Source organism: Alloalcanivorax profundimaris, from assembly GCF_015265435.1.
GTDB lineage: Bacteria > Pseudomonadota > Gammaproteobacteria > Pseudomonadales > Alcanivoracaceae > Alloalcanivorax > Alloalcanivorax profundimaris.
Genome location: NZ_JABJWH010000024.1, coordinates 1 through 24,547, shown reverse-complemented (window position 1 = coordinate 24,547; position 24,547 = coordinate 1). Strand labels below are relative to the sequence as shown.

At 68.1% G+C, this 24,547-nt stretch carries 23 protein-coding genes; 6 read left to right on the top strand and 17 right to left on the bottom strand.

The window, feature by feature from the left end; genetic code table 11:
- Positions 1-78 precede the first annotated feature (78 nt).
- Positions 79-774 carry a GntR family transcriptional regulator gene (locus HMJ39_RS13770; RefSeq protein WP_161384495.1) on the bottom strand — a complete coding sequence of 232 codons (696 nt, stop codon included), beginning with the start codon at positions 772-774 and terminating at the stop codon, positions 79-81.
- A gap of 180 nt (positions 775-954) precedes the next feature.
- Between HMJ39_RS13770 and HMJ39_RS13765 the strand changes: the two genes are divergently transcribed.
- The 4 genes from HMJ39_RS13765 to HMJ39_RS13750 all read left to right on the top strand — a co-directional run bounded on the left by HMJ39_RS13765 (position 955) and on the right by HMJ39_RS13750 (position 4,210).
- Entirely contained in the window at positions 955-1,497 is a 543-nt protein-coding gene (locus HMJ39_RS13765) for a hypothetical protein (protein WP_228462373.1), read from the top strand.
- Positions 1,498-1,622: 125 nt separating this feature from the next.
- Entirely contained in the window at positions 1,623-3,032 is a 1,410-nt protein-coding gene (locus HMJ39_RS13760; protein ID WP_194297760.1) for a cytochrome ubiquinol oxidase subunit I, read from the top strand.
- Positions 3,033-3,035: 3 nt separating this feature from the next.
- A complete protein-coding gene (cydB, locus tag HMJ39_RS13755) occupies positions 3,036-4,046 on the top strand; it encodes a cytochrome d ubiquinol oxidase subunit II (protein ID WP_194297759.1) in 1,011 nt (336 codons plus the stop codon).
- Between the two features lie 14 nt (positions 4,047-4,060).
- A complete protein-coding gene (locus HMJ39_RS13750) occupies positions 4,061-4,210 on the top strand; it encodes a DUF2474 domain-containing protein (RefSeq protein ID WP_194297758.1) in 150 nt (49 codons plus the stop codon).
- A 283-nt stretch (positions 4,211-4,493) separates the two neighbouring features.
- Here HMJ39_RS13750 and HMJ39_RS13745 read toward each other — a convergent pair whose 3' ends face one another.
- The 5 genes from HMJ39_RS13745 to dapA all read right to left on the bottom strand — a co-directional run bounded on the left by HMJ39_RS13745 (position 4,494) and on the right by dapA (position 8,845).
- Positions 4,494-5,681, bottom strand: a complete 1,188-nt coding sequence (locus tag HMJ39_RS13745) for a phosphoglycerate dehydrogenase (RefSeq protein WP_194297757.1) — start codon at positions 5,679-5,681, stop codon at positions 4,494-4,496.
- Between the two features lie 87 nt (positions 5,682-5,768).
- On the bottom strand, positions 5,769-6,485 hold the full coding sequence (gene purC, locus HMJ39_RS13740) for a phosphoribosylaminoimidazolesuccinocarboxamide synthase (protein WP_194297756.1): 717 nt from the start codon (positions 6,483-6,485) through the stop codon (positions 5,769-5,771).
- Between the two features lie 61 nt (positions 6,486-6,546).
- A complete protein-coding gene (locus tag HMJ39_RS13735) occupies positions 6,547-7,320 on the bottom strand; it encodes an MBL fold metallo-hydrolase (RefSeq protein WP_194297755.1) in 774 nt (257 codons plus the stop codon).
- Positions 7,321-7,346: 26 nt separating this feature from the next.
- Positions 7,347-7,964 carry an outer membrane protein assembly factor BamC gene (gene bamC / locus HMJ39_RS13730; RefSeq protein WP_194297754.1) on the bottom strand — a complete coding sequence of 206 codons (618 nt, stop codon included), beginning with the start codon at positions 7,962-7,964 and terminating at the stop codon, positions 7,347-7,349.
- A complete protein-coding gene (dapA, locus tag HMJ39_RS13725; protein WP_194297753.1) occupies positions 7,964-8,845 on the bottom strand; it encodes a 4-hydroxy-tetrahydrodipicolinate synthase in 882 nt (293 codons plus the stop codon). The genes bamC and dapA overlap by 1 nt, the downstream gene beginning before the upstream one ends.
- A gap of 178 nt (positions 8,846-9,023) precedes the next feature.
- Between dapA and bcp the strand changes: the two genes are divergently transcribed.
- Positions 9,024-9,488, top strand: a complete 465-nt coding sequence (gene bcp, locus HMJ39_RS13720; protein ID WP_194297752.1) for a thioredoxin-dependent thiol peroxidase — start codon at positions 9,024-9,026, stop codon at positions 9,486-9,488.
- A 295-nt stretch (positions 9,489-9,783) separates the two neighbouring features.
- Here the strand turns inward: bcp and HMJ39_RS13715 are convergent, their stop codons facing one another.
- Positions 9,784-10,863 carry an AI-2E family transporter gene (locus HMJ39_RS13715; protein ID WP_194297751.1) on the bottom strand — a complete coding sequence of 360 codons (1,080 nt, stop codon included), beginning with the start codon at positions 10,861-10,863 and terminating at the stop codon, positions 9,784-9,786.
- Positions 10,863-11,102, bottom strand: a complete 240-nt coding sequence (locus HMJ39_RS13710; RefSeq protein ID WP_161384507.1) for a sulfurtransferase TusA family protein — start codon at positions 11,100-11,102, stop codon at positions 10,863-10,865. The genes HMJ39_RS13715 and HMJ39_RS13710 overlap by 1 nt, the downstream gene beginning before the upstream one ends.
- Before the next feature lie 67 nt (positions 11,103-11,169).
- Between HMJ39_RS13710 and HMJ39_RS13705 the strand changes: the two genes are divergently transcribed.
- Positions 11,170-12,606 (top strand): M48 family metalloprotease, encoded by a 1,437-nt coding sequence (locus HMJ39_RS13705; RefSeq protein ID WP_228462372.1) that lies wholly within the window; start codon positions 11,170-11,172, stop codon positions 12,604-12,606.
- 274 nt (positions 12,607-12,880) lie between these two features.
- Here the strand turns inward: HMJ39_RS13705 and fauA are convergent, their stop codons facing one another.
- The 9 genes from fauA to HMJ39_RS13660 form a co-directional block, all read right to left on the bottom strand.
- Positions 12,881-15,091, bottom strand: coding sequence for a TonB-dependent alcaligin siderophore receptor FauA (fauA, locus tag HMJ39_RS13700; protein WP_194297750.1), 2,211 nt, complete (start codon positions 15,089-15,091; stop codon positions 12,881-12,883).
- A gap of 83 nt (positions 15,092-15,174) precedes the next feature.
- Positions 15,175-16,146: a helix-turn-helix transcriptional regulator gene (locus HMJ39_RS13695; RefSeq protein ID WP_194297749.1), complete on the bottom strand. Its 972-nt coding sequence runs from the start codon at positions 16,144-16,146 to the stop codon at positions 15,175-15,177.
- Positions 16,147-16,247: 101 nt separating this feature from the next.
- Positions 16,248-17,297: a quinolinate synthase NadA gene (nadA, locus tag HMJ39_RS13690; RefSeq protein WP_194297748.1), complete on the bottom strand. Its 1,050-nt coding sequence runs from the start codon at positions 17,295-17,297 to the stop codon at positions 16,248-16,250.
- A 109-nt stretch (positions 17,298-17,406) separates the two neighbouring features.
- A complete protein-coding gene (locus HMJ39_RS13685) occupies positions 17,407-18,645 on the bottom strand; it encodes an SAM-dependent methyltransferase (protein WP_194297747.1) in 1,239 nt (412 codons plus the stop codon).
- Complete coding sequence (locus HMJ39_RS13680; RefSeq protein WP_194297746.1) at positions 18,632-19,414, bottom strand: DUF1365 domain-containing protein; 783 nt, start codon at positions 19,412-19,414, stop codon at positions 18,632-18,634. Before HMJ39_RS13680 ends, HMJ39_RS13685 begins: the two co-directional genes overlap by 14 nt.
- A complete protein-coding gene (locus HMJ39_RS13675) occupies positions 19,411-20,661 on the bottom strand; it encodes an NAD(P)/FAD-dependent oxidoreductase (RefSeq protein ID WP_194297745.1) in 1,251 nt (416 codons plus the stop codon). Before HMJ39_RS13675 ends, HMJ39_RS13680 begins: the two co-directional genes overlap by 4 nt.
- Positions 20,658-22,100 (bottom strand): cryptochrome/photolyase family protein, encoded by a 1,443-nt coding sequence (locus HMJ39_RS13670; RefSeq protein ID WP_194297744.1) that lies wholly within the window; start codon positions 22,098-22,100, stop codon positions 20,658-20,660. Before HMJ39_RS13670 ends, HMJ39_RS13675 begins: the two co-directional genes overlap by 4 nt.
- On the bottom strand, positions 22,078-22,944 hold the full coding sequence (locus HMJ39_RS13665) for a MerR family transcriptional regulator (RefSeq protein ID WP_194297743.1): 867 nt from the start codon (positions 22,942-22,944) through the stop codon (positions 22,078-22,080). The genes HMJ39_RS13670 and HMJ39_RS13665 overlap by 23 nt, the downstream gene beginning before the upstream one ends.
- Positions 22,941-23,912 carry a YbgA family protein gene (locus HMJ39_RS13660; protein ID WP_194297742.1) on the bottom strand — a complete coding sequence of 324 codons (972 nt, stop codon included), beginning with the start codon at positions 23,910-23,912 and terminating at the stop codon, positions 22,941-22,943. The genes HMJ39_RS13665 and HMJ39_RS13660 overlap by 4 nt, the downstream gene beginning before the upstream one ends.
- Positions 23,913-24,547 lie beyond the last annotated feature (635 nt).

Sequence of the window (24,547 nt, the reverse complement as noted above, 5' to 3'; positions counted from 1 at the left end):
TCGACCCCATTCCAGCCTTGGCTATCTGCCTCCCGTCAGCCGGCTGCCCTTACTGAACAACCTGGTGGCTTTACACAGCTAGCGGTTGCGCCGGCCGCTCCAGGCGGCCTCGATCTGGCGGGCCCGGGTGATCGACTCCTGGACCAGCTCGGACTGACGCTCGGCGAACTCGCGGATGATCTCCAGGGCGGAGCGCACGTCGCGGCGGAAGATGGTTTCCACCAGGGCCTTGTAGAAGGACAGGCACTCCTTCATTTCATCGCCGTCCAGGTGCAGCGCCATGAAGTAGGTGCGCTGCAGGGCCGGATGCAGGTCGGTGAGCACCTCCTCCACGAAGGCGTTGCGGGCGAACGGATAGGCGTGCTCCAGGAACTGGAAACTCAGGTCGAAGAAGCGATCCACGTCGCGGTCCGAGGCGGCCACCTGGAGTTCATGGATCAGGGCGATGATCGGGTCCAGATCCTCCTCGCGGACGTTCTTGATGGCCTTGCGGATGACCAGGCCGAGCAGTACCTGGATCAGCTCGTAGAGCCCGCGCACGTGGGACTCGGACATGTCCTTCACCACCGCGCCCCGGCGCGGCAGGATATCGATCAGGTGGCGGCGCTGGAGAATCAGCAGCGCCTCGCGCACCGAACCACGGCTCACTTCCAGCTCGCCGGCCACGCGCAGCTCCTGAATGCGGTCGCCGGCCAGCATTTCACCGCGGATGATCTGCCCGGCCAGATGGCCGGCGATCTGTTCGGAAAGGCTTTCCCGGGCTTTGAATGTCATCTTTTGTCCAACAATCCCTGGTATTGTCCGACTATAAAACAATCCCCCTCCCCCACCCAACCGCCACGGTCGGGAACGAACGTACGAAATTGGGCGCCCGCCCAATGACATCCGGGGCCGGGCGTGGTTAATTGCGGAGTAAAGGAACGCAGTCTGGCGGCCCGGCCGCCAAGGACGATGATGAGACGGTTGATCACCGAACTGCCGGAACTCGACGGCCTGTTCGACCAGTACGCGGAGCGCTTCGGTCGCGACCAGACGCCCTATCGCAATCACGTTTACCGGGTGATCAACCTGGTGGCCGCCCAGCGCCCGCTGTCCGGCGACGATCTGCGCAAGGTGGAGCTGGCCGGCTTTTTCCACGACGCCGGCATCTGGCTGGCGGGCACCTTCGATTACCTGGCGCCCTCGGCGCGGCTGGCCTGCCATTACCTCACCGAGCACGGCCTGGAAGCCTGGCGCGACGAGATTCACGCCATGGTGCTGGATCATCACAAGATCACCGCCACCGACCGGGGCCGCGACAGCCTGGTGGAAGCCTTCCGCCGCGCCGACTGGATCGACGTGTCCCTGGGGCTGATCCGCTTCGGCGTGTCCCGGGAGCGCCTGCGCGAGATCAACCACCGCTTCCCCAACGCCGGCTTCCACGCTCTGCTCGCCGCCCTCACCGCCCGCCAGCTGTTCACCCGGCCCTGGCGGCCGCTGCCCATGCTGCGCCTCTGAGCGCCGCGCGCCTACCCGGGACAGTCCGTCCAAGGACAAGACGCCCAAGGGCGATTTGCCCAATCGTCCGCCCTCCTCGCCCCTTCTAGCATGGTGATCGCCACCAACCACGCCGGGAGGCAGCCATGCCGGACTCACTGGCCCTCGACCTGGCCCGCGTCCAGTTCGGGTTCACCATTTCCTTCCACATCATTTTTCCGGCCATCACCATCGGCCTGGCCAGTTACCTGGCGGTGCTGGAAGGGATGTGGCTGTACACGCGCCGGACGCTGTACCGGGATCTGTACCATTTCTGGGCGAAAATCTTCGCGGTGAATTTCGGCATGGGCGTGGTGTCCGGGCTGGTGATGGCCTACCAGTTCGGCACCAACTGGAGTTTCTTCTCGGAGTTCGCCGGCAGCGTCACCGGGCCCTTGCTGGCCTATGAGGTGCTCACCGCCTTTTTCCTGGAGGCCGGCTTTCTGGGCGTGATGCTGTTCGGCTGGAACCGGGTGGGCCCGGGCCTGCACTTCTTCTCCACCCTGGCGGTGGCGGTGGGCACGCTGATTTCCACCTTCTGGATCCTGGCGTCCAACAGCTGGATGCAGACCCCCCAGGGCTTCGAGATCGTCGACGGCCGGGTGGTGCCCACCGACTGGCTGGCGGTGATCTTCAATCCCTCCTTTCCCTACCGGCTGCTGCACATGTCGGTGGCGGCGTTCCTGGCCACCGCCCTGTTCGTGGGCGCCTCGGCGGCCTGGCACCTGCTGCGCGGCCGCGACCAGCCGGCGATCCGCAAGATGTTCTCCATGGCCCTGTGGATGATGTTGATCGTGGCGCCGGCGCAGGCGCTGATCGGCGATCTGCACGGCCTCAACACCCTGGCCCATCAGCCCGCCAAGGTGGCCGCCATGGAAGGCCACTGGGGCGACGAGAACGAGCCCGGCGAGGGGCTGCCGCTGCTGCTGTTCGGCTGGCCGGACATGGCGGCGGAGACCACCCGCTTCGCCGTGGGCGTGCCGCGCCTGGGCAGCCTGATCCTGACCCACAGTTGGGACGGCACCATCCCCGGTCTGAAGGACTTCCCCGCCGAGGACCGGCCCAACGCCACCGTGGTGTTCTGGTCGTTCCGCGTCATGGTGGGCCTGGGGTTGCTGATGATCCTGCTGGGCGGGCTCGGCCTGGTACAGCGCTGGCGCGGCCGGCTCTACCGCTCGCGCTGGTTCCTGCGCTTCGCCCTGGCCATGGGGCCGGCCGGTCTGGTGGCGATCCTGGCCGGCTGGTACACCACCGAGATCGGCCGCCAACCCTGGGTGGTGTACGGCCTGATGCGCACTGGCGAGGCGGTGTCGCCCCACGCCCCGGGCACCCTGGCCCTGTCGCTGGGCCTGTTCGTGGTGGTCTACCTGTTCGTATTCGGCGCCGGCATCGCCTATATGCTGCGCCTGGTCCGCAAGGGCCCGGTGCCCGACGAGGGCGCCGAGGCCACCCCGGGCGGGCCGGGCCAGCAACGCCACGCCATGCGCCCCCTGTCCGCCGTCACCGAGGAGCACTGAACCATGGGCATCGATCTGCCTCTGCTGTGGGCGCTGATCATCGGTTTCGGGGTGATGATGTACGTGCTGATGGACGGCTTCGATCTGGGCATCGGCATCCTCTACCCGTTCCTGCCGGACAAGATCGACCGGGACGTGGCCATGAACACGGTGGCGCCGGTGTGGGACGGCAACGAGACCTGGCTGGTGCTCGGCGGTGCCGGCCTGCTGGCGGCCTTCCCGCTGGTCTATTCGGTGGTGCTCACCGCGCTCTATCTGCCGCTCATCCTGATGCTGCTGGGGCTGATCTTCCGCGGCATCGCCTTCGAGTTCCGCTTCAAGGCCTGGGAGCGGGAACGCCCGGTCTGGGACGCCGCCTTCATCGGCGGCTCCTTCGCCGCCACCTTCTTCCAGGGCGTGGTGCTGGGCGCCTACGTGAGCGGCCTGCCGGTGGAAAACGGCGCCTACGCCGGCGGGCCGCTGGACTGGATCGCGCCGTTCCCGCTGTTCACCGGCGTCGGCCTGGTGTTCGCCTACGCCCTGCTGGGCAGCACCTGGCTGATCATGAAAACCGAGGGCGCCCTGCAGGCGCGCATGGTGCGAGTGACGCGGCCGTTGTCCTGGGTGCTGCTGGCCGCCATCGCCGTGATCAGCGTGTGGACGCCGCTGCGCGACCCGGCCATCGCCGCGCGCTGGTTCAGCCCGCCGCACCTGTTGTGGTTCGCGCCGGTGCCATTGCTGGTGCTGGCCAGCATGGCGCTGCTGCAGCGGGCCCTGCGCCGTGGCGCCCAGGTGGCGCCCTTCGTGCTGACCCTGTTCCTGATGTTCCTCGGTTACGCCGGGCTGGCGATCAGCGGCTGGCCGCGCATCCTGCCGCCGGACATCGATATCTGGCGGGCGGCGGCGCCGCCCCAGAGCCTGGGGTTCGCCCTGGTGGGAGCGCTGTTCATCGTGCCGTTCATCCTTATGTACACGGCGTTTTCCTACTATGTGTTCCGGGGCAAGGTGCGCCCCGGCGACGACGGCTACCACTGAACGAGGAGACGGCCATGCCGAGACCCGCGACCACCGCGACGCCCTCCCGACTGCGCCGGCTGGGCTGGCTGGTGCTGCTCTGGAGCGCCAGCGTGCTCACCCTTACCGCCGCCGCCGGCACCATGCGCCTGCTGATGAACGCCATTGGCTTACAGACCGCCTAGCGGCACGCTGACAGCCGGCCGGGCAAGTTACTCACAGAATCTGTGGATAAGTCTGTGAACTTTCTGTCAGGAAGCCCGTCGAGGCCCCGTGATGACGGCGATGACCCCTAAATGACGAAAAAATATCCATCCCGTTAAATACTAATAAAATCAATGACTTAAAATATTGCCCGGGAAAAATCAAGCGGTTACGTGGACTAGCTAAAAGTGAAATGAAAAGTGCCCGTTCACTGTGCAAAACTATTGACCCATGGCGCCGTTCGTGCCCTTTCCCGGGGCCGGCTCAAGCCCCGTCCCGGGGCGCGTGCACCAGGCGCACATTGATTACCCCTTCCAGCCCGGCGATGCGCGCCAGCACCGCCGGATCCGGGGCCTGTTCCAGGTCCAGCAGGTTATAGGCCAGGTCGTCACGGCTCTTGTTGAGCATGTCCAGCACGTTGAGGTTCGCTTCGGCCAGTTCCGAGAGCACCGGCCCGAGCATGCGCGGCACATTGCGGTTGGTCACCGCCAACCGGGCCCCAGGGCCCGGCTCCAGCACCAGGTCCGGGAAATTCACCGAATGGCGAATGTTGCCGTTCTCCAGGAAGTCCACCAGGGCGTCGGCGGCCATCATGGCGCAGTTCTCCTCGGATTCGCCGGTGCTGGCGCCCAGGTGTGGCAGGGCCAGCACGCCGGGGGCGCCGGTCAGCAGCAGGCTGGGGAAATCGGTGACGAAGCCGCGCAACCGCTCCGCGCGCAGGGCGTCCGCCACCGCCGCGTCGTCGACGATGCCCTGACGGGCGAAATTGAGCAGCACCGCGTCCGGGTTCATCGCCGCCAGTTGCTGGGCGCCGATCAAATCCCGGGTGGCGTCCAGCAGCGGCAGATGCAGGGTGACGTAATCGGCCCGGGCCAGCAGCGCCTCCAGGCTGGCCATGGGCCGCACCTGACTGGGCAGCCGCCAGGCGGCGTCGACGCTGAGCGCCGGATCGTAGCCGATCACCTGCATGCCCAGGTCCAGGGCGGTGCGCGCCACCCGGGAGCCGATGGCGCCCAGCCCCACCACGCCCAGGGTACGCCCCTGCAGCTCACGGCCCAGGAAGTGCTTCTTGCCGGCTTCCACCTGACGGTGCAGGTCCGCCTCGTCGGCGGCGTCCAGCCCGGCCACCCAGTCCAGGCCCTGGCGCAGGTGCCGCGAGGACAGCAGCAGGCCCGCCAGCACCAGCTCCTTCACCGCGTTGGCGTTGGCGCCCGGGGTGTTGAACACCGGAATTCCCTGGCGGCTGCAGTGCGCCACGTCGATGTTGTTGACGCCGGCGCCGGCCCGCGCCACCGCCTTCACCGTGGCGGGCAGGCCGTCGGCGTCCAGGGGATGGCTGCGCAACAGGATGGCGTCCGGATCGGACAATTCGCTGGCGACCTCGAAACGGTCGCGGGGGAAGCGTTCCAGACCGCGCAGGGCGATCCGGTTGTGGGTGCGGATGCGGAACATGGCGATTCTCCGATCGGCCGTGGTTGTTGTTTTCCCACAGCCTCCCGGAAAACCGCCGTCCTGGCCAGCCCGAGCTGGCCGAAAGGGTCAGTACTCGAAGGTCATGCCCAGGCGGTGGCCCACTTCCTCGTAGGCCTCGATGACGCCGCCCAGGTCCTGGCGGAAGCGGTCCTTGTCCATCTTCTCGCGGGTGTCCTTGTCCCACAGGCGGCAACCGTCCGGGGAGAATTCGTCACCCAGTACCACCTCGCCGTGGAACAGGCCGAACTCCAGCTTGTAGTCCACCAGCAGCATGTTGCCGTCCAGGAACAGCTGCTTGAGCACGTCGTTCACCTTGAAGGTCAGCTCCTTCATGGTGGCGATCTGCTCGTCGGTGGCCCAGCCGAAACTGCGCACGTGGTACTCGTTGATCATCGGGTCGCCCAGGGCGTCGTCCTTGAGGAACATCTCGAAGGTGGGCGGATTCAGTTCCTTGCCCTCCTCCACCCCCAGGCGGCGCACGATGGAGCCGGCGGCGATGTTGCGCACCACGCATTCCACCGGGAGCATGTCCAGCTTCTTGACCAGGGATTCATTACTGGAAAGCCGTTTCTCAAAGTGGGTGGGAATGCCCGCGGCCTGCAGTTTTTCCATGATGGCGGCGTTGAACTGGTTGTTCACCGCGCCCTTGCGATCCAGCGCCTCCTTCTTCTTGCCGTCGAAGGCGGAGGTGTCGTCGCGGAAGACGATCACCAGCCGGTCCGGATCGTCGGTGGTGAAAACGGACTTGGCCTTGCCCGCGTAGAGTTCGTCGCGCTTTTCCATGAAATACCCGTCTGTGGTGTCGCTGAATTGTGGTGTCGCTGATCGGGGCGCCGGCGGCGCCTCAGTGAATCTCCAACCAGTCGAAGCCGTGCCGCTGGCTGGCGACGCGGATCCGTTCCTGGCCGATGTCCATGACCCGGTGCACCTGATCGAGGGCGTGCGCCGGGGTATTATTCTGCTCGCTCAGATGAGAAAGCACGAGATGCTGCAGCCGGTCCAGGTTGCATTGCGCCAGCAGCGCCGCCGCCTGCTGGTTGCTCAGGTGCCCCAGGTTGCCGCCCACGCGCCGCTTCAGCGAGGCCGGATAGGGGCCGGCGGCGAGCAGATCCGGCTCGTGGTTGCACTCCAGCACCAGGGCGTCGCACTCCTGGTAGGCGGCCACCACATGGGGGGTCACCGATCCCAGGTCGGTGAGCACGCCCAGCTCCCGGCCGCCCCAGCCGAACCGGTACTGGCAGGGCTCCAGGGCGTCGTGGGGCACGGTCACCGGCGTCACCGTCAGGTCCGCCAGTTGGAAGCCGCGACCGGGCCGCACTTCCCGCCAGTCGGCGCCGTGGAAGCCGGCCGCCTTGCCGGACACCGCCCGGGCGGTGCCGAAGGTGCTGTACAGCGGCGTGCCGTGCTTACGCGCCAGGGCGCCGGCGCCGCGCACGTGATCCCCGTGTTCATGGGTGATCAGCACCGCGCTCAAATCCTCCGGGGCCAGGCCCAGGCTGGCCAGCCGCTGGGTGGTTTCGCGCAGGGTGAACCCGCAGTCCACCAGTACCAGGGTGTCGCCGGCGCGCACCAGGGTGCCATTGCCTTTACTGCCACTGCCCAGGGACGCCAGTCGCAAGCCCCCTCCCCGCCGTCCCGGCGCGTCTACAGTTCGTTGTGAATGCTTTCCAGAATCGCCAGGCCGGAGTCCTTGGCGGCCAGGGCGGTGCCCTCGCCGTTGAGCACCGCCACCTGAATGCCGTTGGTGGTATGGCTCAGCTTGAGCTGCGCCTGCGGCGGCTGCAGCTGGTAGCGCTCCGGCGCGGTCAGGAAGAACACGCCCTGATCCCGGTTGCGGTCGGTGACGCGCAGGTCGGTCTGGGTGAGCGCCTGGGTGACGCGCTCCCAGGCCCAGGCGAAGCTGGTGGGCATCATGATGATCGGATAGCCGCTGCCATCCTTGCCCAGCACCGGCCGGCCCTGCTGGCCCGGCGGCGGCGCCGGGGCCTCGGCCTCGTCCTCGTCGCCGGCGTCCTCGGCGGCGGCCACCAGGCGCGGCGGGCGCGGCGCGTCGAAGCCGTCCTCGCCCTCGCGCTCGCCGGTCAGGCGGCGGTCCATGTCGGGCACCGCGTAGAGCGGCTCCTCGCCGATGAACACCAGGTCACCGGGCGGGGTCATGGGCTCCAGGACCTTGGCCTCGCGATAGCGCAGGCTGTTGTCGGGGAGCAGGCCGCAGCCGGTCAGGGCCAGGGCGGCGGCGAATACAGCGATACTGCGATGCATTATCCCTCCAGGAGTCCACAGCCACGCAGCGTTTCGCGCAGACGCGGCTGGGCGGCCTTGGACAACGGCACCAGCGGCAGGCGGATGCCATTGTCGATCAGGCCCATTTCGTACAGCGCCCATTTCGCGGGAATGGGGCTGGGCTCGATGAACAGATCACGATGCAGGGGTTCAAGTTCCGCGTTCAGCTCCCGGGCCTTGTCCACGTCGCCGTCCAGGGCCGCCTGGCACATGGCCGCCATCTTCGCCGGCGCCACGTTGGCGGTTACCGAGATGTCGCCGTCGCCGCCGCCCAGCATCAGCTCCAGGGCGGTGGCGTCGTCGCCGGAGTAGATCAGGAAGTCGTCGCCGCAGCGCTCGCGGATTTCCCGGGCACGCTCCAGGTTGCCGGTGGCTTCCTTGATGCCGACGATGTTCGGCACCTTGCTCAGGCGCTCCACGGTCTCGGGCAGCAGGTCGCAGGCGGTGCGGCCGGGCACGTTATAGAGAATCTGCGGGATGTCCACCGCCCGGGCCACTTTCAGGAAGTGCTGATAGAGGCCTTCCTGGGGCGGCTTGTTGTAGTACGGCGTGACCAGCAGACAGGCGTCGGCGCCGTCGCGCTTGGCGTCCCGGGTCAAGCGGATCGCTTCCTCGGTGCTGTTGGCGCCGGTGCCGGCGATCACCGGGAGGCGTTTGTCGGCGATCGCCACCACCTCGCGGATCACGCTGTCATGTTCCTCGAAACCCAGGGTGGCGGACTCACCGGTGGTGCCCACCGCCACGATACCGTGGGTGCCTTGCTCCACATGCCAGTTCACCAGGGCGCGCAGGCGTTCCCAGTCCACGGAACCGTCCTCGCGCATGGGGGTGACCAGAGCCACAATGCTGCCACGAATCATGCCGTTATCTCTCTGCGTGCAAAGGGCGCTATGGTAAACCCGGCGCCGGGGGCAAGGGAACCTCTACCGGCCCGCCGGCGCCTCCGGCGGGCTGATTCGCGCCTTGCCGGCCTGGACGCCTCCCCGACCCCGCGGCGATAATCCCCGCCCCGACCGAGCCGTGAACAAGGATTCATCCATGAGCATCAAAGAGGGCCAGCCGGCCCCGGACTTCACCGCGCCGGCCACCGGCGACACCACCGTCACACTGTCCGAACTGCGCGGCCGCAAGGTGGTGCTGTATTTCTACCCCAAGGACAGCACCCCGGGTTGCACCACCGAGGGCCAGAATTTCCGCGACCTCTACCCCAACTTCCAGGAAGAAGGCTGCGAGATTCTCGGCGTCTCCAAGGACTCCCTGCGCCGCCACGAAAACTTCAAGGCCAAACAGGAATTCCCCTTCGAGCTGATCAGCGACGAGGACGAAACCGTCTGCCGGCTGTTCGACGTGATCAAGCTGAAGAAGATGTACGGCCGCGAATTCGAGGGCATCGAACGCAGCACCTTCCTGATCGACCAGGAAGGCGTGGTACGCGAAATCTGGCGCAAGGTGAAGGTCAAGGGCCACGCCGAGGAAGTGCTGGAAGCCGTGCACGGCCTCTGAGCCTCGTCCGTGTAGGAGCGGCCGGGCGGCGTTCCGCTTCAGTGGCGATCAAAGGCCCTGCCAGCCGCATCGCGGCTAAAGCCGCTCCTACCGCGACCTTCAACCACCAACGCCACCCTACAAAGCCGCCCGGGACGCCACCTCGAAGCGTCTCGGTGTGGCCCCCTTTCCGGGACCCTGTCAAACAGGATGTTTGACCGGGAGCCCCCATGGACGGGTTCACGGCGTTCCCGGAAAGGGGGCCACACCGAGACGCGTCCCTGCTGGAGGGCCCGGCGCCAGCCAGAGAGAACAATCAGCTCCCGGGTATTTGCTCGGGACGACCCTGACGACGCGGCCAGGCATTGATCACCGCCTTCAGCAGGGTCGCCAGGGGAATGGCGAAGAACACCCCCCACAACCCCCAGACACCGCCAAAGAACAGAATCGCGGTAATGATCACCACCGGATGCAGATTGACCGCCTCGGAAAACAGCAACGGCACCAGAATGTTGCCGTCGATGAACTGAATCACCCCGTAGACCACCATCACCAAGGCGAAATCGCCGCTCCAGCCGAACTGCAGATAGGCCACCGCCGCCACCGGCAGGGTGACGATGGTGGCGCCGATGTAGGGAATCAGCACCGACAACCCCACCAGCACCGCCAGCAGCACCGTGTAGTTGAGCCCCAGCACCAGGAAAGCCAGAAAGGTGGCACCGCCCACCAGCAGAATCTCCACCGCCTTGCCGCGCACGTAGTTGGCGATCTGCTGATCCATCTCCTCCCACACATGGGACAGGATGCGCCGCCGCGCCGGCAGGAAACTCAGCGCCCAGTCGGTGAGCGCGGCCCGGTCCTTGAGGAAAAAGAACACCAGCACCGGCACCAGCACCAGGAACACCAGAATCTCAAGCAGGCTGGGAATCGACGACAGCGACAGGGTCAGCACCGACTGGCCGAACTGGGCCAGCTCCCGCTGGGTGATGTTCACCAGGGTGTTGACCTGCTCCATGGACACCATCTCCGGGTAGCGCTCCGGCAGGCCGCGCAACCAGTTCTCGGAACTGTGCAGGATGTTGGGAAGCTGGTCGCGCACCAGCAGCACGGTCTGGCGCCACACCAGCGGCATCACCACCACCAGCACCGCCACCAGGGCGGCCAGGAACAGCAGGAACACCAGGTTCACCGACCAGCCCGACGACAACCCCAGACGATTGAGCTGGGCCACCAGCCCCTGCATCAGATAGGCCAGCACCAGGGCGGTGAGCACCGGCGCCAGCATGCCGCCGAACAACACCACCACCACCAAGCCAGCGAGCAGCAGGAACAGCAGATAGACCGCCTCCTCGTCGGAGAACCAGGCATGGAACCAGCCCTTGAGCACGTCCAGCATCAATCGCTCTCCTCTTCGCCACGGCGGATCAGGAACCGGAATTCCCGTTCGTCCTCGTCCCGGCGAACCAGCTCATGGGGAGATTGTCCGAGGTAATTGGGAATGTCCCGAGCCGAGCCGGCGTCCGTGGCGGCCACTTCCAGCAGCGCGCCCGGCGCCAGGCGGCGCAGCGCCTGGCGGGTCTTGAGCAACGGCAGCGGGCAATCAAGCCCGCGGGCATCCAAAAATGTCGTGTCCATGGTGTGATCCTTTCGCCGGGGCCGTCATTATAGGGCAGCCATGCGTATTCTTCAGAGGAGTTCACTTTTGACCGCGGTCCGCCTTCTGTTCATTGGCCTGTTGTGCCTGCTGGCCGCCGCCGGCCGGGCCCAGACCAACGATCTTCCGGAGTTGGGCGACCCCACGGTGGCGATCCTGTCCGCGGACGAGGAGCACCGCCTGGGCCGCTCCTGGCTGCGCGACCTGCGCGGCCAGACGCCCATCATGGAAGACGCCCTGGTCCAGGAATACGTGGAAAACCTGGTCTACCGGCTGGCCTCGTTCAGCGACCTCAACGAGCCGGACCTGGCCATCGTGGTGATCAACAGCCCGGCCATCAACGCCTTCGCGGTGCCCGGCGGCGTCATCGGCCTCAACGCCGGGCTGTTCCTCAACGCCGCCAGCGAGGATGAGGTGGCCAGCGTGGTGGCCCACGAGATCGCCCACGTCAGCCAGCGCCACTTTACCCGTCGCTACATGGATTCCAAGCGTCGCGGCCCGGCGGTGCTGGCCGCCATGCTGGCGAGCATCGCCCTGGCGGTGGCCGGCGCCGGCGACGCCGGCATGGCGGGCATGGCCGCCACCCAGGCGGCCTCGATCCAGGCGCAGCTGGCCTACTCAAGGCAGAATGAATACGAGGCGGACCGGGTCGGCATGCAGATTCTGGCGTCGGCGGGCATGGACCCCACCGCCATGCCGCGCTTCTTCGAACGCATGCTCGAACAGCAGCGCTACGCCGGCGATCCCCCGGAGTTCCTGCTCACCCACCCCCTCACCGAGGAGCGGGTGGCGGATTCCCGGGCCCGGGCCCGCAACCTGCCCCATCCGGACAGCGAGCCCACCCTGCCCTTCCAGCTGGTGCGCGCCCGGATCCAGGCCCGCTACTTCGAAACCACGGACAAGGCCCGGGAGCATTTCCAGCGCCAGCAGGAACAGGGCCAGGGCATCCAGGCGGAGGCGGCGCGCTACGGGCTGGCGCTCATCGCCCTGCGCGACGACCACTATGAACAGGCCCGGCGGCGTTTCCAGGCGCTGGTGGACGGTGGTGGCGGTTATCAGCCCTGGTACCAGCTGGGCCTGATGGAAGTGGCCATGGAACAGGGGCGCTACCCGGAAGTGATTGAGCGCGGCGAACGCCTGCTCGACGTCAACCCGGAGGACTACGCCACCTCCATGCTGATGGGCCGCGCCTACCTGCTCAGCAAGCAGCCGGGCAAGGCCGCGCCGCTGCTGGAGCCGCTGGTGCTCAAGCGGCCCGACGACCCCACCGTCTGGTCCATGGCGGCGGACGCCTGGGGCAACGGCGGCGACCAGGCCCGCGCCCACCGGGCCCGGGCCGAGGTGATGTTCCTGCGCGGCCAGGACAAAGCGGCCCTGCGGCAGATGGACTTCGCCCTGGAGGAAGCCGGCAACCAGTTCGCCCTGCGCAGCAAGCTCACCGCCCGCCGGGACGAAATGGAGCGGCTCTCCAAGGAAGAGTTCTAGGGCCTGTTCACACTACTTGCATCGCGCCTGCTGGCTGTCATTTTGGACCTCCAGCTAGGCGGAGGGAGCGCCGTTTGGTCAGTCCAAATAAGCGACCGACAACGACGCTGGAGGTCCAAAAGGGCTCCAGCCCTTCGGGTTGCGGCTATAAACCCACCCCTCCGCGTTACTCGTCGTTCATTTGGAGCCACCAAACTTCTCTCCTCGTGCCTTGATGGGTGGGTTTATAGCCGCAACAGGTGCGATGCAAGTAGTGTGAACAGGCCCTGTCCGTCTAAAGATCCAGGCGCAGCGTCAGGGTGGCGCTGCGCGGCTCCCCCCACCAGGCCTGGTCGTAGAAACCGGCCTGGGTGTAGTACTCCCGATCCAGCACGTTGTTGACCCGGGCGGTGGCGCTCAGCGCCGGGGTGATCTGATAGCGGGCCATCAAATCCACCAGGGCGTAGCTGCCCTGGCCCACCTTGGTGCGGCCATGCACCGGCACCCGCGCCGAAGTGTAGCGGGAGAAACCGCTCTGCCAGGTGACGCCGGCCCCCAGGGTCAGCCGGCGGCGCGGCGCCGGCGGCTGGTAGCGGGTGAACAGCTTGAACTGGCTGCGCGGATGGGTGCGGTTGAGCGTTTTGCCGTCCGCGTCCTTGGCGGTGAAATGGGTGTAGCTGGTCGAGATCTGCCAGTAGCGGGTCAGCTCGCCGGTGAGTTCCGCGTCGAAGCCTTCCACGGTGGCGCCGTCCACCGCCCGGTAGGCGGCCTCGTCCGGCCGGCCCGGCTGGGACGCGCCGGGGATTTCCTCCGCCAGGTTGTCCTGCTCCATGCGGTAGGCGGCCACCGCGCCGGTGAGCCGGCCAGCCAGCCATTCCGCCTTGAGGCCGATTTCCTGGCTGGTGCCGCGCACCGGATCGAGCAGATCGCCCTGGGGATCCCGGTTGTTCTGCGGCTGGAAGATCCGGGTGTAGCTCAGATAACCGGAATACACCGGGCTGAAATCATAGATCAGGCCGGCATAGGGAGTGACCTCGTCGCTGACCTGGTAGTCCGTGGGCGAGCCGAAATACATCTGGTCGATTTCCCACTGGCTGATGCGCGCGCCGACGATGGCGTGCAGCGGATCCGCCAGGGACAGCCGGGTCACCGCGTAGCCACCGCTCTGGCGGACCACGCTGTCATCCACATCACCGTAGGGCCCCCACTGCGGACGCGGCACGTCGCTTTGCCGCCAGTCGAAGAAACTGCCGATGTCCGGCGCGTTGACCGGGTAGGCGGCCTTCATCAGATAGTCGTCCTTGATGTTCATCCAGCCCAGCGATACCTCGTGGAAACGGCCGAAGGCCTCCACCGGGCCGGTGGCGGTGAGGTGCATCTGGTGATAACGGCGGTCACCGTCGTACTTGGTGAAGGAACCGCTCATGCCCTCGCCGGTATCCGGGTCCGGGTAGCCGCCCCGGAACAGGTATTCCATGAAGTAGTCGCCCTCGTTGTAGCTGAAGGCGCCGCGCAGCTGCCAGCCGTTGCCCAGGGCCTGGGTCAGGTCCAGGAAGGCGGTGGTGGAGGTGGTCTCGAACTCGGCCCAGTCGGTGGTGTTGACCACTGAACGGGGGAAGTCGGTGCGGGTGCCGTCGCTGTGGAACAGGGGGAAGCCGGCGCCCATGCCGTTGCTGTGATTGTTCTGGTGCTCGATCCCGGCCACCAGCAGAGTGCGCGGCGTCAGCTCGGCGCTGACCACGCCGTACAGGGTGCGCCGGTCGTCGTCGAACAGCCGCATGTAGCTGTCGCTGTCATCGCGCACCGCCACCACCCGGGACGATACGCGGCCGTCCTCGGTGAGCGGCAGGGTCAGATCGACCTCGGCGCGGCGGGCGTCCCAGGAACCCACGGAGAGCGCGCCGCTGGCGGCGAATTCCCGGCCCGGGCGCTTGCGCACGAAATTGACCAGGGCGGAGGGCTCGCCAGCGCCGGTCATCAGGCCGGTGGCGCCGCGAATCACCTCGACCCGGTCGTAGATGGCGGCATCCATGTCGGTGGCGCCGAAGTTCCAGTAGTTGGAGATCGGCGTGAGCAGGCCGTCGAACTGGAACTGGCGGATGGTGAAGCCCCGGGACGAGAACGAATAGCGGTTGCTGTCGCTGCGGGTAAGCGACACCCCGGGGGCGCGCCGCAGGATCTCCCGGGTGTCCTCGAGCCCCTCGTCCTCGATCTGCTCGCGGGTGATGATGCTCATGGACTGCGGCGTTTCCCGGGGGGCCAGCAGCAGGCCGGTGGCGCTCTGGGTGGCGCCCAGGGTATAGCCGCCCCGCTCCTCGCTGCTGTTTTCCCGGGCCAGATCGCCGGCGGACACGGTGACCGGCGCCAGCGCCCGCGGCTGGCCGGCGTTTCCGGTGTTATCGCCCTCGTCGGCGGCCGCCGCCCAGGGCGCCACGCTCAAACCTCCGGCCAGCGCCAGGCCGACCACGCCCGGTTTCCATGCAAAACGGTGGGAACCACGCCCCATAACCCCTTACTCCTCGACAATGAACAGGAATGAGAATTGTTCTTTATTGCCGCGTGATCGGGTTATGGGCAACGCCGGGAAGATTATGGGCGATGCGCGGAGCCGGGAACCCGGCCACGTCGCCATTCACCGGGTGGCATGCCGAAATGGGCGCGGAAGGCGGTGGTGAAGTTGCTGGCGTGGCGGTAGCCCACGAAATGGGCGGCCTGCTGCACCGAGGCGCCGTCGCGCAGGTAGCGACCGGCCCGCTCCAGGCGCTGCTCACGCAGGCAATCGAACACGCTCTGGCCATAGACCCTGGGGAACTTGGCGCGCAGGGCGCTGGGGCTCATGCACGCCAGCGCCGCCAGGGAGGCCAGGGTGTGGGCCGCTCCCGGCTCTTCCACCAGCCGTTCGTGGACGCGGCGCAGCAGCCGGCGGTCGCGCTCGGACACCGCCTCCGCCGCCGGGGCGTCCTCCAGGGCCCGCAGGGCGTGGGCCAGCAATTGCAGGGCGGTGCCCTCCCACAGCAGCGCCGCCAGGTCCCCGTCCCAGTGCTCCTCCAGCAGCGAGCCCAGGTTGTCGCGCAGGGCCGGCGGCACCCGCCAGGGGGCCAGCCGCGAGCGTCCGGCGCGGCGCAGGGCGCGCAGCCGGTCCTGCAGGCGCTCGTCGCCGAGCCCGTGGAGGTCGCGCACCGACAGGTTGAGGCCGTGCAGCAAGGGGCCGGCGGGGTGGGAGGCGTGCAGCGGGCTGTCGCCGGTTTCCAGCATGGTCACGGCGGTGGCGCCGGTCATGCGCAGGGGGCCGTCGCGGCGGGTGCGCAGGTGCGCTTCGCCCTGCCCCAGCCAGGCCAGGGAGAGGCAGAAATCCGGCCGCGAGCGGGCTTCGTAGGGGCGCAGGGCGCGGACCCGGGACAGCACCAGCAGGCCGCCGAAGGCCAGCGGCCGTTGCTCCACCCGCCCTTCCAGCACGTCCTGGTCGCCGCCGTCGCCGCGCAACAGGCGGTAGTCGGCGCCGTGGGGGGCGCCCAGGCGGTTCAGGGTGGACAGGGAATAGCGCTCGGCGTGCGGTTGCAAAACGGCCCCACTGGGTTGGTGGCGGGCCCCGGGAGGGGCGGGACGGTCGCCACCTTAGCGTCAGTGAGAATCATTTTCAAAGAAACGGCCGGGCGGCGACGTCAGCCCTTCAGGCGGGCGCCGAAGTCGAGCATGCGGTCCAGGGGCTTCATGGCCTGTTCGGCCAGGGTCGGGTCGACGAAGATTTCCTGGCCGCAGCCGTTGTCGTCCTGCAGCACCGCCAGGGTGTTTTCCAGGCCGTTCATGGCCATCCACGGGCAGTGGGCGCAGCTGCGGCACTGGGCGCCGCTGCCGCCGGTGGGCGCTTCCACGAAGGTCTTGTTGGGCGCCAGTTGCTGCATCTTGTAGAAGATGCCCTTGTCGGTGGCGACGATGAAGGTGTCGTTGTCCATCTCCGTGGCCGCCTTGATCAGCTGGGAGGTGGAGCCCACCACATCGGCGATCTCCACCACCGAGGCCGGCGATTCCGGGTGCACCAGCACCGCGGCGCCGGGGTGGGCGGCCTTCAGGTCGAGCAGGCCCTGGGCCTTGAATTCCTCGTGGACGATGCAGGCACCGTCCCAGCACAGCACGTCGGCGCCGGTTTTGTCGCGCACGTAGCTGCCCAGGTGCTTGTCCGGGGCCCACAGGATCTTTTCGCCGAGCTGGTCCAGGTGCTCGATCAGCTCCACCGCGATGGAGGAGGTCACCACCCAGTCGGCGCGGGCCTTCACCGCCGCCGAGGTGTTGGCGTAGACCACCACGGTGCGGTCCGGGTGCTGGTCGCAGAAGGCGGCGAAGTCGTCTTCCGGGCAGCCGATGTCCAGGGAGCAGGTGGCTTCCAGGGTGGGCATGAAGACGCGTTTTTCGGGGCTGAGAATCTTGGCGGTCTCGCCCATGAAACGCACGCCCTCGACGATCAGGGTGCTGGCCGGGTGGTCGCGGCCGAAGCGGGCCATCTCCAGGGAGTCCGCCACGCAGCCGCCGGTTTCCTCGGCCAGGGCCTGGATTTCCGGGTCGGTGTAATAGTGGGCCACCAGCACGGCGTCCCGCTCCTGTAACCTTTGCTTAATGCGCTGGCGATACAGTGAGCGTTGATCCTCGGTCAATTCGGGTTGTTCCCCGGTGCCCGCCAGGTGGGCGCGCACGATTTCTTGAGCCTGTACGGTCATAAGGCATCACCCCGGGTAAGGGCCTTGTTCTGAATCCTCGGACACCGCCGGCGACGGTGACCGCCGGGGCGTGGACCGCTAACTATACCACAATGGATCGGGGTGGACCTCAGAGGCGCCGGTAGTCGGGGCCGGCGGCGAGCAGATGGACGGTGCTGATGGCGCGCTCCATGAAGGCGCCCTGGCAGTAGCACAGGTAGTAATCCCACATCCGGCAGAAGCGTTCGTCGAAGCCCAGCTCGCGGATGCGCGGCAGCGCGCGCAGGAAGCGCTCCCGCCAGTCGCCCAGGGTGCGGCCGTAATCGGCGCCGATGTCGTCCAGGCCCACCGGGGTAAGCCGGGTCTGGCGGCGCAGGCCGGCGCACATCACCGACACGGAGGGCAGGAAGCCGCCGGGAAAAATGTAACGCTTGATGAAGTCCACGTTGTCGCGGGCGTATTGGTAGCGATGGTCCGGCACCGTGATCGCCTGCAGCAGCAACAGGCCGTCGGGCTTGAGCCGCTCGCCGAGCATCCGGAAGTAGCCGTCCAGGTACTGGTGCCCCACCGCCTCGATCATTTCCACCGATACCACCCGGTCGTAGCGGCCGGTCAGTTCCCGGTAGTCCTTTTCGAGCACGTCGATGCGGTCTTCCAGGCCCGCCGCGCGCACCTGCTCGCGGGCGTGGCGCGCCTGTTCCCGGGAAATGGTGGTGGTGGTCACGCGCACGCCGTAATGGCGGGCGGCGTGCAGGGCCAGCCCGCCCCAGCCGGTGCCGATCTCCAGCAGGTGCTGGCCGGGGGTCAGTTCCAGCCGCTGGCAGATCACGTCCAGCTTGTGGGCGGCGGCGGTTTCCAGGTCCGCGTCCGGGGTCGGGTAGATGGCGCTGGAATACATCATCGCCCGGTCCAGGAACAGGGCGAAGAAATCGTTGCCCAGGTCGTAGTGGGCGGCGATGTTGCGGCGCGAGCCGGCACGGGTGTTGCGGTGGGTCAGGTGCAGCAGCTTCAGGGCCGGCTTGGCGAGCACCGCGGCGCCACCTTCCAGGGCGCGCATGGCGTCCACGTTGGCGGCGAAGTAGCGGATCACGGCGACCAGGTCCGGGCTGTCCCAGGCCTTGGCTAGGTAGGCTTCCGCGGCGCCCAGCGCGCCGCCGGTCATCATCATCCGGTAGCTGTCCCAGTCGTGAATCTCGATCTCGGCGTTGAACGGGGCCGCGTCGCCCAGGGTCACCGTGGCGCCGTCCGGCTCGCGCAGCACCACGCCGCCGTGGGGCAGGCGCGCCAGATGGCCGTGCACCAGCCTTCTGGCCTGGCTCTGGATCCAGGACGGGCGCTGGGTCGTCAGGGTTTTTTCACCGTTCATCATGTGTTTTCTCCCCGTCGTCGTGCTTCGAGCGGCGCGGGTGCGGATGAAACCGCGCGCCCTTGCGCCAGAGTTTCCAGGCCTGCCAGTAGATGCCCGCCACGGTACGCGCACCCTGGGCGCCGAAGCGCCCGATCACCGCGCCCATGGCCGCCGCCCGGGGCTCGACCATGGCCAGCTTGAGGCCGGCGGCGAACACCGTCTCCGCGCCGTCCTGGTCCCGCAACGTTAGGCGCAGCTCGGGAAATAGGGCGTGAAGGGTCCAGTGGTAGCGCAGCGCCAGGGGCAGAAAGGGCGACACATGGAAGGTCTTGTCGTGCTCCACCACCTGCTCGCCGCCCTCCTCGCGCAACCTCAGGGGGTAGAAATGACGCTCCCGCCAGGGGGTGTTGCGCACCTCCGCCAGGGCCGAGTCCGGACGCTCGGCGCCGGCGGGAAAATGGAAATACAGCACCAGGGGGTTGAACAGCACGCCGAAGGTGCGCCACTGGCCCAGCATGTGGACGCGCCCGGCGGACCAGTCCAGGCCCAGGGCGGCGGCCCGCTCGCGCACCTTGTCGCCCAGGGGGCGCCCGGAGGCGTCCACGAAATCCCGGTCGCGGAAGGTCACCGGGCGCCAGCGCCGGCCCCACAGCCAGTGACCGGCGAGCAGGCGGTCCGGGGCGTCCACGTCGCTCCATACCAGCCACAGCGGCACCCGGAACCGATGGTCCATGGGCGTGTAGCGGCGGTGCCAGACGTGGCCTCGGGCAAGGGCGAAATCGGGGATCATGGCCGGCCTCCCAGGGCCTCGACCACGTCCAGGGCCGACACCACGCCGTCCTCGTGGAAGCCGTTGCGGCACCAGGCGCCGCAGAACCAGGTGCGCCGGGCGCCGTTGTCGGCAAGCAGGGTCTCCCGGGCGGCCAGGCCGTCCAGGGTGAACAGCGGATGGTCGAAGCGCACCCGGTGCAGCACACGGGCCGGGTCGATGCGCTCGCCGGCGTTCAGCGTCACGCAGAAGGTCTCCGGCGCCTGGATGCCCTGCAGGATGTTCATGTTGTAGGTGACCTGCACCGGCTCGTCGTCCCGACCGGCGCCGAGCAAGGCGTTCCAGCTCGACCACACCCGGCGGCGGCGCGGCAACAGCCCGGTGTCGGTGTGCAGCACCACGTCGTTGCTCTGGTACGGCAGGCGCGACAGGCAGTCGCGCTCGCGGCGGTCCGGGTCCGCCAGCAGCGCCAGGGCCTGGTCGCTGTGGCAGGCCAGGATCACCTGATCGAAGTCATGCTGCTCGCCGCCGGCGCTGACCGTGACGCCCGCCTCCCGGCGCCGCACCGAGGTCACCGGCGTGCCGGTGAGGAAGCGCGCCGCGCAGCGCTGGCGCAGGGCGCGCACATAGCCCCGCGAGCCACCGGGCACCACGTACCACTGGGGCCGGTTACGCAGCGCCAGCAGGCCGTGGTTGATGAAGAAGCGCACGAAGAAACGGGCCGGGAATGCTTCCATCTGGGCCAGTGAGCAGGACCAGATGGCGCCGCCCATGGGCAGGATGTAGTGGCGCTTGAACGCCTCGCCGTAGCCGTGGGCGCGCAGGTACTCGCCCAGGGGGCGCTCGCCCTCCTCCCGCTCCAGCAGCGCCGGCGCCTCCCGGTTGAAGCGCAGGATATCGGCGAGCAGGCGCCAGTGACGGCGGTTGACCCAGTTGCGGCGCTGACCGAAAAAGCCGGCCAGGCCGTCGCCGCAGTATTCCAGGCCGTTGGCCGCGTCGCTCACTGCGAAGCCCATGGCGGTGGGCTGGCGGCCAATGCCCAGCTCCGCCAGCAGCGCCTCGAAACGCGGATAGGTGCGGTCGTTGAAGACGATGAACCCCATGTCCACGGCGTAGTCGCCGTGCTCGCGGCGCAGATCCAGGGTGTAGGTGTGGCCGCCCAGCTCCGGCTCCGCCTCGAACACCGTCACGTCATGGTCGCGGCTCAGATACCAGGCGGCGGTGAGCCCGCTGATGCCGGCGCCGACCACGGCGATGCGCTGGCTCATTGGCCGCCCTCCTGCTGCTGGCGCCAGGCGTCCCGGGCCTGGCGGAACGCCTGCTCCACCCGCTGCTTGACGCCCTGGTGGGCGACGATGGGCGCCGGGTAATCCGGGCACAGCAGCGGCTGTTTGCCGGGCTCGTGGATGGTCTTGTCGTCCAGTTCCGCCAGTTCCGGCACATAGCGGGCGATGAAGCGGCCATGGGGGTCGAAGCGATGGCTCTGGCGCAGCGGGCTGAACACCCGGAAATACGGCGCCGCGTCGGTGCCGGTGGAGGCACTCCACTGCCAGCCTCCGTTGTTGCTGGCGAAATCACCGTCGATCAGGTGCCGCATGAAAAAGCGCTCTCCCTTGCGCCAGTCAATGAACAGGTGCTTGGTGAGGAACATGGCGGTGAGCATGCGCAGCCGGTTGTGCATCCAGCCGGTGGTGACCAGCTGTCGCATGGCCGCGTCCACCAGGGGGTAGCCGGTGCGGCCCTCGCACCAGGCCTGGAAATGCTCGTCGTTGTCGTTCCACGCCAGCAGCCGGGTTTCCGGCCGGAAGGGCGTGCCCTTCGCCAGACTAGGGAAACGATGCATGATCTGGCGGTAAAAGTCGCGCCAGGCGAGCTCGCCGATCCAGGTGGCCGCGCCTTCCCGGGCGGCGGCGTCGCCCATCGCCCGGCGCGCCGCCAGGTAGGCGTCCAGGGGCGCCAGGGTGCCGGCGGACAGCGCCGTGGACAGGGTGCTGGTGGCCGGCTCGCTGGGGAAGTCCCGGTAGGCCTTGTAGTCGCCCAGATGATGCTCGACGAAATCGTAGAGTTGCTTGTAGGCGGCCGCCTCGCCGGGGCGCCAGGGCCGGGTCAGGGCGGCATCCAGCCCGAGGCCGTCGCGCAGCGCCTCGACCCGGTCGCGACCGTGGAAGCGGCCCTCGCCACCGGGCCAGGCCGGCGCCGGCACGGCGCCCGGGTCGACCTCGTCCATCCAGGCGTCCCAGCGCTTCTTGTAGGCGGTGAAGACGGTATAGGGGGTGTCCTTGCCGGTACTCAGGGCGCGCGGCGGCACCAGCACGCCGTCGTCGAAGCCGTGCAGACGCACGCCCCGCCCTTCCAGGCGGCGGGCCAGGGCGCGATCCCGATTCAGTTCATTGAGCGGGTATTCCCGGTTGCAGAAGATCCCGGTGACGCCGTGCTCGGCGACGAAATCCGCCAGGGCGTCCACGGCGCCGTCGAAATCGCCGCCGTCCAGCACGTGCAGGTCCACGCCCTTGGCGGCCAGGGCCTCGCCCAGCTCGATCAGGCTTTCCAGCACGTACCAGCGGCGCAGCGGCGCCACGTCGTGGGCGTCCCACTGATCCGGGCACAGCACATGGACCGCCAGCACCGGCTCGCCGCCGGCCAGGGCCTGGGTCAGCGGGGTGTGTCCGTGGCAGCGCAGATCGTTACGAAACCAGACCAGTCGCACCGTGTTCTCCTCGTTGCTCGTGTTCGTCCAGGGCCGCGTCGAAGGCGGCCCGGTCACCGGCCACGCGCCGCAGCCAGGGGGGCGTGGCCAGCTCCTCGGTGAGCGCCGGGCCGGCGCACAGGGCGGGCCGGTCCGGCGCAGCCGTGGCCGGCCACAGCTGCTCGGCGCGGCGCCGCCCGGGGTGCTCGCCGAGCACCCAGGCCACGCCGATCACCCGGTCGCCGGCCAGCCAGGGGGCCAGGGCCGGCCAGGCCAGGGGCGTTTCCAGGCACCACACCGGGGCGCCGCGCAGCACCGCCCGGGTCATCGCCGGCAGGGGATCCCCCACCGCCATCAGCAGCCAGCCCCGTTCACGGCGGGACGGCGCCCGGGCCAGCAGCCGGCCGGCCAGTTTCTGGCGCAGGAAGGTATCCAGCAGGGCCCGCGGGGCGGCGCCGTCCGGGCGCTCGCGCAGATGGTCGCGGAGCGGGTCGCAGCACTGGCCGATCACCTTCTCCAGGGGGTAATCGCCGGTCAGGCGCTGGAACCACTGCTCCAGACGACGGGTGTTCAGCTCCTCCAACGCCGCCAGGGCTTCGTCGCCGGCCTGCCGCCAGGGGTCGCCGGCCAGGGCCGGCGGCGCGCGGCCGTCCAGCACCGCGCGTACCTGGCCGATGGGCAGACCCCGGTCCAGCCAGGCGACGATGCGGCGGATGCGCGCCACGTCCTCGGCGCTGTAGCGGCGGTGCCCGCGCTCGGTGCGCGCCGGGCGAATCAGCCCGTAGCGGCGCTCCCAGGCGCGCAGGGTCACCGGGTTGACGCCGCAGCGCTCGCTCACCGCCTGAATGCTCAAGCCCTCGCTCATACCCGGTTCCTCAGCCCCAGGGCGTCGGGATAGGGATTGAGATAGCGCTGGCGCGCCAGGTAGGGCTGGCCCACCTTGCTCTGTGCCCCGCGCAGCAGCGTCATGGGCACCACCAGGGGCACTTCGCCGCGCCGGTAGGCTTCGATCTGCTCGTGGATCAGGGTGAGATCCGCCTGCTCCAGCTGGTCGCGCAGGAAGCCCACCAGATGCAGCATGGTGTTGACGTGGGCGCCGGGGCTGATGCGCTTGGCCATGGCCGGCATGAAAGCGGCGATGTAATCGTCGGCGATCTCGTCCAGGGGCCGGTTTTTCAGGTCCGCCAGCATCGGCCCCAGGCGCCGGTAAGTGGCCTCGCAATGGGCCAGCAGCTGGAACTTGTGGCGGCTGTGGAATTCGATCAGGCCACCGGGCGTCAGGCCCGCCTCGCGCAGGCGGCACCAGTCATCGTAGATGAACACCCGCTCCACGAAATTTTCGCGCAGGCGGTCGTCATTGAGGCGCCCCTCCTCTTCCACCGGCATCAGCGGATAGCGTTCCATCAGAGCACCGGCGAACAGGCCGCTGGCGTCGCGGCGACCCACTTCGCCGTCTTCCCGGTAAACGCGGATACGCTCCATGCCGCAACTGGGCGACTTGGCCATCAGCACGAAGCCGCGCAGGTCCGCCAGGCCGTCCAGGGCGCCGGCCACGAAGCCCTCCATCAGGTCGGTGAAGTCCTTGTCTCCCCGGGTGGCGCGCAGGCGCACGCCCTGCCCGGTGTCCACCAGGTGCATGGCCGGCCGGGGCGTGGCCAGGCCGGCGCCCATTTCCGGGCACAGGGAGCGGAAGCGGAAGTAGCGCGACAGCACCTCGGTGCAGTAGCGCGAGTGCTTGTGGCCGCCATCGTGGCGCACTTCCCGGCCCTGCAGGCAGGCACTGATGCCCACCGGGATGCGGTCGTCATGGCGCGTCTGGGAGGAATCGGACATGGATCAAGCAACCTGTACAAGATTAGAACGTTGTACAATTTTGCCGGTGCACCGATGAATGGATTGTGAAGCCGGCGGCGGGAAAGGCCGGTGAACGGGGCACCACCGGCGGGCCCGGCACATTTAAAGCTGTTTTACACACAGCCGCCGGGAATCGTGAGACAGTAAACCCACGTCGCCGGCCACGGAAGGTCAACGCTTCCCCCAGAGCGTCAAGCGGCGTAATCCCCCTTCCTTCAGGCAATGAAGGAACCCCCCAAGGCCACCTTCCCCCGGGTGGCCTTTTTTTTGGTTCATCGCGCTTTGGCGGGAAATCTATGCGGGAGATCTCTATCCGGGACGCGGATCTGTGTGGGGGCCTTCCGGGAACGCCGCAAGTACGTCCCTGTAGGCTCCCTGTCAAACGTCCTGTTTGACAGGGTCCCGGAAGGCCCCCACACAGCTCCGCTTCGAGGTAGCCGAACCGTTCCGGGTACCAACAACGATGAACCAGGGTGGGTGGTGGTGGCGGCTCCGTAGAGCCCATTTCGCGGAAGCTCACTGCTGAGCGACTCAGGGCGCGACGCCCTTCCGGGACCCTTGAGAACAGGACGTTCGAAAGGGAGCCTACAGGGACGTACTTGCGGCGTTCCCGG